Genomic DNA, 7,133 nt, shown 5'->3' on the forward strand with positions numbered 1-7,133 from the left:
CGGCCGGTACCGAACGGACCGGCCCCTAGCGTGGCCGCATGATCGAAACCACCACCCGCGACACGCCCGCCGCCGCGGTGACCGCCATGGTCGACCACGTGCTGGACCTGGCCGCCACCTGGACCGCCTGGGACGGCACGCCCGCCCACGTCGACGACCGCGTCTACACCCCGCACAAGGCGGTCCGCCGGGTCGCCGACCACATGATCGACCACCTCGCGGAGCTGGAGGCGCGGCTGGCGGGCGAGACCCCGCGGCCCGACCACTGGCACGCCTCCGCGATCACGACCGAGGCCGACCTCGCGCCTTTCACCGCGCAGGACCTCGACGAGGCCCGCAGCCGCCTCACCCGGCTGGCCCGGATCTGGGCCAACCGGCTGGACGCGCTCACCGACGAGCAGCTCGACCGCTCCCCGGGCGAGGGCTGGAGCTTTCGCGAACTCGCCCGTCACCTGGCCGGGTCCACCTACTACGCGGACGCTGTGGGGGACTTGTCCTGATCCGCCGCGGACCGGCCGAACACCTCGGCGAGCCGGTCCGCGAACGCCTCCGGCCGTTCGACGGCGCCGATGTGCCCGCCGGGGAAGCGGGCGAAGTCCGCGCCCAGCCGCTCGGCGAGGCAGGTGGCCGTGCGGTGCAGCAGCCGGCTGTGCGGGTCGTCGCCCGCGGCCAGCGTGAGCACGGCCGACCCCTCCCGCGTACCGGCACCCGCCTCGGGTGCCGGTACGGGCGGGACGTACTCGGTGAACGGCACCAGCACGTGGGCGAGGAAGAGGGCCATGGGGGAGGACAGTTCCTCCTGACGGGACAGGGGCCCGCTCTCCGCTGCGGGGCCCGGCTCCCGCTCCGCCAGCAGGGCGGCCAGGCGGGCACCCGCGGCCTGCGGGCCCGCCGCGCGGTAGGCGGCGTGCACCTCGCGCATCCCGGCCCGCTGCCGGGCCCCGTCCGGCAGCACCCCCACGCAGGGCGGCTCGTGCGCGACGACGTGCCGCAGCCGCTCCGCGTGCCGGGCCAGCAGGTCGAGCGCCACCACGCCGCCCGCACTGGTGCCCAGCGCGTACGCCGACTCGCCCTCGGGCAGCACCGCGTCGAGGACCCGGCGCGCCCCGTCTGCCCAGTCCTGGACCCGCTGGTCGGCGACGGGCTGTCCGAGGCGCCCGTGGGCGAGGCCGAGCGGGTCGTACGTGACGACGGTGAAGCGCCGGGCGAGCCGGGCCGTCATCGCCTCCAGCCCCATGGGGTGTCCGGCGCCGCCGGGCAGGACGAGCAGGACGGGGCCGGCGCCCTGGACGTCGTAGTACAGGTCAGTCATGGTGTGGGTGCTCCCGGGGCCAGTGGGTCAGGGCGGTGTGCAGGGCCTCGACGGCCTTGTCCCAGGACGCGTCCACGTCCCGCGCCGCGTTGAAGCCGCCGACCGCCTCCAGCGCGCAGAAGCCGTCGAAGGTGCTGCGCAGCAGCCGGACGGCGTCGGTGAGGTCGGGTTCGTCGAGGCCGTAGGCGCGGAGCATCCCGTAGGTGATCTCGGTGGTGCGCCGAAGGGCGGAGAAGTCGGTGACGAGGGCCGGGTCCACGCGCAGCCGGGTGGCGGCGTAGCGGCCGGGGTGCCGGTGCGCGTACTGCCGGTAGGCGCCGGCGAACGCGGCCAGCGCGTCCTTCCCGGCCCGGCCCGCCACGGCGGCGGCGATCGCGTCGATCAGCTCCCCGCCGGCCAGCAGGGCGAGCCGGGTGCGCAGGTCCTGGACGCTCCTGACGTGCGAGTACAGACTCGCGTCCCGGACGCCGAAGCGCCGGGCCAGCGCGGACAGGCTGACACCGTCGAGCCCCGCCTCGTCGGCGAGTTCGGCCGCCGCCGCGACGATGCGGTCCGCGGTGAGTCCGGCTCGGGCCATGCGGTCCCCGTCCCCTCGTTCCCTGGAGGCTCCGGTCCTTAAGTCTCCAGTTTCCTAGAGGCTCTAGGATGGCTCCTGGAGAGGGCAGGAATCAAGGGGTGGCGGGCGGCGATGTGGTCGTCAGTGGGCGAGCAGGTCCCCGACGAAGGCGTTGGTGAACTTCCCGGCGGGGTCCAGCTCGCGCGCCAGCGCGCGGAAGTCGTCCAGCCGCGGGTAGCGGTCGCGCAGCGCGGCGGCCGGGACGGTGAACACCTTGCCCCAGTGCGGTCGCGGGCCGAAGGGCTCCAGCGCCTCCTCCAGGCGCCGCACGGCCGGCAGCACCGCCGCGGTGTCCTCGACCCAGGTGAAGTGCAGGGCCACCGTGTCCCGTCCGTGGCTCGGGCTCAGCCACTGCTCGTCGGCGGCGACGGTGCGCACTTCGCAGATCTGGAGCACGGGGGAGAGCGCCTGCCGGATCGCGTCGACGGCGTGCAGGGCCGCCAGGGCGTCGCCGCGCGGCAGCAGGTACTCCGACTGGAGTTCGGCGCCGCTGCTCGGCGTGAAGTCCGCCCGGAAGTGCGGCAGCCGCTCGTGCCACGGCCCCGGCGTGGCGAACTGCTCGGTGCAGTTCTCCGCGGGCATGCCCGGCACCGGATGGAGCGCCACCTTGGCGGGCACGGCCCACGGGAAGCCGGGCAACGGCTGGTCGGTGCGCCGCTTGAGCCACACCTGCCGGAAACCCGCGTCCCGCCAGTCGGTGAACAGGCTGACGCTGTACGCGGCCCCGGCCACGGTCTCGAAGTCGAGCCCGTCCAGCGGGAGTTCGGTGAACAGGTGCTGCTCCACCTCGAAGGCCGGCTCCAGGTCGAGCGTGAGCGCGGTGACGACGCCGAGCGCACCGAGGGAGGTGACGGCCCCGCCGAAGCGGGCGTCGGCCCGGCCGATCCGCACGGCGGAGCCGTCCGCCGTGACCAGTTCGACCTCGCGCACGGCGGCGGCGAGCGGCCCGTTGGTCACTCCCGAGCCGTGGGTGCCGGTCGCCACCGACCCGGCCACCGAGATGTGCGGCAGCGAGGCCATGTTGGGCAGCGCCAGCCCGTGCGCGTGCACCCGCCGGGCCAGTTCCGCATACCGCACGCCGCCGCCGACCCGGACGGTACGGGCCGCCGTGTCCACCTCCACCTCCGCCGGCAGCGCGGCCAGCGACAGCAGGACACCGCCGGCACCCGGGTCGGCGATCGTGTTGAAGGAGTGCCCGCTGCCCAGGGCGCGCACCTTCGCGCTCCGGGCGACGAGCGCACGCAGGGCGTCGGCCGACTCCGGCCGGCACACCTGGGCGGCCGTGTAGGTGATGTTGCCCGCCCAGTTGGTCACGGCGCCGGTCGCGGCGCCGGTCCTGGCCTTGGTCATCGTGTCGTCCCTCCCGCGGTCGAGGCCCGACCGGAGCGGGGGCCTGTCCGGTGCCGACGGTGCCACGGTATTTGTCAATTGACAATACTAATTAGGCCGGGGGTGCAGGCCGGCCGCGGACCGGGCCGGTGGGCTCCCGGTGGGCTCCGATGGGCCCCGGTGGGCTCCCGTGGGCCCTCGCGGCCGGTGGGCCTCGCCAGGGGGGACCCGGCACACCCCGCCCCGGCGCGGGGGCATACCGTGAGGAGTCGTACGTACGAGCCAGGAGGAGAGACGGGATGGGCAGCCGTACCGCGCTGGTCGAGGATCTGATGGACCGCTTCCCGCACGTGCCGAGGGAAGCGGTCTTCAAGGAGGACCTGCTGCGAGGCGGTGTGGCCTTCGACCCCTCCGCACTCAGCGACAACGAGAGCGGGGAGGTGAAGCCCAAGTCGTACTTCATCTTCTCGTTCGACCACGGCACCCTTCCCGAGCTGGGCGAGGCCGCGCTGCGCCGCCCGCCCGAGGAGATCATCCTCACCGGGGGACCGTACGACCTGAGGCGCACCGTCGTCTCCGTACGGGTGAATCCCGCCTCGCCCTACCGGGTGGCCGCCGACGACGAGGGCCTGCTCGGGCTCTACCTCGACGGCAAGCGGATCGCCGACGTCGGCGTGCCGCCCATGCCGGAGTACTACCGGCACACCCTCGCCAACGGGAAGTCCGTGATGGAGGTGGCGCCCACCATCCAGTGGGGCTACCTGATCTACCTGACCGTCTTCCGGGTCTGCCAGTACTTCGGCGCCAAGGAGGAGTGCCAGTACTGCGACATCAACCACAACTGGCGCCAGCACAAGGCGGCCGGCCGGCCCTACACCGGCGTCAAGGACGTCGAGGAGGTGCTGGAGGCGCTGGAGATCATCGACCGGTACGACACCCAGAAGGCGTCCACCGCCTACACCCTCACCGGGGGCGCGATCACGTCGAAGGTGGCGGGCCGCGACGAGGCCGACTTCTACGGCCACTACGCCAAGGCCATCGAGGAGCGCTTCCCGGGCCGCTGGATCGGCAAGGTCGTCGCGCAGGCGCTGCCCAAGGACGACGTGCAGCGGTTCAAGGACTACGGCGTGCAGATCTACCACCCCAACTTCGAGGTGTGGGACCGCCGCCTGTTCGAGCTGTACTGCCCCGGCAAGGAGCGCTACGTCGGCCGGGACGAGTGGCACAAGCGCATCCTCGACTCCGCCGACATCTTCGGCGCGCGCAACGTGATCCCGAACTTCGTGGCGGGCGTCGAGATGGCCGGGCCGTTCGGCTTCACCACCGTCGACGAGGCCATCGCCTCCACCACCGAGGGCCTGCGCTTCTTCATGTCGCACGGCATCACGCCCCGCTTCACCACCTGGTGTCCCGAGCCCACCACCCCGCTCGGCAAGGCCAACCCGCAGGGCGCGCCGCTGGAGTACCACATCCGGCTCCTGGAGGCCTACCGCGCCACCATGGACGACTTCGGTCTCTCCTCGCCCCCCGGATACGGCCCGCCCGGACCCGGCCGCGCCGTCTTCTCGGTCAGCTCGTTCATGGACAGCCTGCCCGCGCGGGAGGAGGCCGGCGAAGGGGTCTGAGCGGGGCCAGGGGCACAGGGGGCGCCGGGGGTCTGCGCGGGACCTCGGTCAGGTGGTGCCGGGCGCCGGGCGGGACCTGAGCCGGGTGGCGCCGGGGGTCCGAGCGGGACCTCGGTGAGATGGTGCCGGGGGCCCGAGCGGGACCTCGATCGGGTGGTGCCGGGGGTCTGCGTGGAACCTGGGTCAGCCGGTGCCCGGGGACTCTGAACGGGAGGCGGCTCCGGTCCGTACCACACCGCGGGCCGGAGCTCCGCCGCGCGTCACGGCGCGCGGCTGCGCGCCTTGTCAGTCGTGCCGGGAACGTGAAAAGCTCGCGCTTCGCCGCGAACCGCCCCAACTCCGCTCCGCCCGGGGCCGGTTGCCCCTCCTCCGTGCACGCAGGAGTCCCATGCCCGACCAGCCGAGCCCCAAGGACGCCGCCGAGACCGTGCTGCCGGCCGAGTACTGGGACGCGATGCTCTCCTACGCCGACCTGTGCACCGCGGGTTCCCCGGCGGCCGGGGAACTGGCCAGGGAGGCGTTCGCGCTCGGCCTGCGCGAGGTGCGCGCCGCGGGCGCCGGCGCGGCCCGGGGCCGCCGTACGCCCCGGCTGCCCGCGCTGCCGCTGATGCTGACCGCGGTGCGCACCACCGCCGCGGCCTGGGAGGCCGCCGGGCTCGGTGACCGCCTCGACCCCGACCTGCGGCTCTGGCTCAACTCCCCGCAGGCGGCCCGCTATCCGGGCCCGCCGCTCCAGCGCCCGCCGGCGCTGCGCGGGCTGCGCGACCTCCAGGAGGCGGACGCGGCCCTGCTGTGGCTGGCCGAGGTCGAGGCGCTGCCCCTGGTCGTCGTGGCCCGCAGGCTCGGGCTCGACCCGGCCACGGTGTCGGAGGAACTGGAGCAGGTACGCGTCCTGTTCCGGGACCGGTGCCGGCGCAACCGCCCAGACACGCCGATGGACGCGGAGTGCCGGGGCTACGCCCGGCTGCTGGACGCGGTCACCCGTGCGGAGCCGCCCGTACAGACCCCCGAGGACCTCTCCCGGCACCTCGCCACCTGCGTGCCGTGCGCGGAGGCCGCCGCCTGCCTGCGCCCGCACGCGGGCACCCTGCCCGCCGCGCTGGCCGGTGGCGTGCTCGGCTGGGGCGGCCTCGCCTACCTGGAGCGCCGCCGCCGGGCCGCCGAGGTGCGCCTCGGCGCGCGCAGGCCCGCGGCCGGCCTGGGGCGCCGGGAGCCCGCGGAAGAGGGCGCCGGGCGGGCACGGCTCGTGCGCGGCGGCCTGCTCGCCACCGCGGTCGCGCTCTCGGTGCTGGCCCTGACCGTGTCGCTGATGCCGTTCGGTGGTGCGGGAGGCGACGCCGGGCACGGCGACGCGGACCGGCAGGCGGTCGCCGACTCCTCGGTCGGCCCGTCGCCGGCCGGCCGGGCCCCGGCCCCCGACTCGGCCCCGGCGCCCGCCGCCCGCCGGTCGAACGCGAGCGACCCGGCGCCCCGGCCGGGCCCCGACGACTCCGACCCGGAGCCCCAGGGCGTCCCCTCGGCCACCGCGGGGGGCGGTGCGCCCGGCCCGGACGCGAGTGCGCCGGCGCCCTGCCGGGTCCGCTACCACCTCGTCGACCGGTGGCCCGGCGGCTTCCAGGCCGCCGTCACCGTCACCACCGGCCGGGCGCTGGACGCCTGGCGGATCGCCTGGACCTTCGGCGGCGGCGGGCGCGTCACACAGATGTGGGACGCCACGCTCACCCAGAGCGGCGACCGCGTCACCGCCGCCTCCCTCGCCTACAACCGGTCCGTCCCCGCGGGCGGCACCCTCTCCTTCGGCTTCGTCGCCTCGGGCGACGGCGGCGACGCGACGCCCCACGGCTTCACGCTCGACGGACAGGCCTGCCGCCAGGGCTGAGCCGTCCGCCGGCGGACGGAGCGGCCCACGAGCGACTTCGGAGAACGGGGCTCGGGGCCGGGCGCGCCCATGCGCTGCGGGCGCCGGCGCTGCCCGCTCCGCCCGGTACGCCGGCTGTGGGCGTGCCGCCGCTCAGCGTCGCCCGGTCCTACGGCCGGTGGGTGGGCCGCCGCTGCCCGCTCCTCTCTGGCGCAGGGAGGGGGGAGCGCTGCCGCTGCCGACTCCTCTCCCGCGCGAGGGCGGGGAGCGTGGCCGCTGCCGACTCCTCTCTGGCGCAAGGGAGGGGGGAGCGCTGCCGCTGCCGACTCCTCTCCCGCGCGAGGGCGGGGAGCGTGGCCGCTGCCGACTCCTCTCTGGCGCAAGGGAGGGGGG

The 7,133-nt window shown here is 75.4% G+C and carries 6 protein-coding genes; 3 read left to right on the forward strand and 3 right to left on the reverse strand.

Annotated features, from left to right (window positions below; all coding sequences use genetic code 11):
* The first annotated feature begins 38 nt into the window (after positions 1 to 38).
* Positions 39 to 500 (forward strand): hypothetical protein, encoded by a 462-nt coding sequence (locus AB0G56_RS05765; protein ID WP_360964159.1) that lies wholly within the window; start codon positions 39 to 41, stop codon positions 498 to 500.
* Here the strand turns inward: AB0G56_RS05765 and AB0G56_RS05770 are convergent.
* The 3 genes from AB0G56_RS05770 to AB0G56_RS05780 all read right to left on the reverse strand — a co-directional run bounded on the left by AB0G56_RS05770 (position 470) and on the right by AB0G56_RS05780 (position 3,278).
* Positions 470 to 1,312 (reverse strand): alpha/beta hydrolase, encoded by an 843-nt coding sequence (locus AB0G56_RS05770; protein ID WP_360964162.1) that lies wholly within the window; start codon positions 1,310 to 1,312, stop codon positions 470 to 472. The genes AB0G56_RS05765 and AB0G56_RS05770 overlap by 31 nt on opposite strands.
* On the reverse strand, positions 1,305 to 1,889 hold the full coding sequence (locus tag AB0G56_RS05775) for a TetR-like C-terminal domain-containing protein (protein WP_360964165.1): 585 nt from the start codon (positions 1,887 to 1,889) through the stop codon (positions 1,305 to 1,307). The genes AB0G56_RS05770 and AB0G56_RS05775 overlap by 8 nt, the downstream gene beginning before the upstream one ends.
* 120 nt (positions 1,890 to 2,009) lie before the next feature.
* Complete coding sequence (locus AB0G56_RS05780; RefSeq protein WP_360964168.1) at positions 2,010 to 3,278, reverse strand: FAD-binding protein; 1,269 nt, start codon at positions 3,276 to 3,278, stop codon at positions 2,010 to 2,012.
* 278 nt (positions 3,279 to 3,556) lie between these two features.
* Between AB0G56_RS05780 and AB0G56_RS05785 the strand changes: the two genes are divergently transcribed.
* Together AB0G56_RS05785 and AB0G56_RS05790 are read left to right on the forward strand one after the other, a co-directional pair.
* The gene (locus AB0G56_RS05785; protein WP_360964171.1) at positions 3,557 to 4,882 is read left to right on the forward strand and encodes a radical SAM protein; all 1,326 of its coding nucleotides are present in this window, start codon (positions 3,557 to 3,559) and stop codon (positions 4,880 to 4,882) included.
* Positions 4,883 to 5,270: 388 nt separating this feature from the next.
* Positions 5,271 to 6,761: a cellulose-binding domain-containing protein gene (locus AB0G56_RS05790; protein WP_360964174.1), complete on the forward strand. Its 1,491-nt coding sequence runs from the start codon at positions 5,271 to 5,273 to the stop codon at positions 6,759 to 6,761.
* Positions 6,762 to 7,133 lie beyond the last annotated feature (372 nt).

It is taken from the genome of Streptomyces sp. NPDC021356 (assembly GCF_040641015.1).
In the GTDB taxonomy this organism is placed as follows: domain Bacteria; phylum Actinomycetota; class Actinomycetes; order Streptomycetales; family Streptomycetaceae; genus Streptomyces.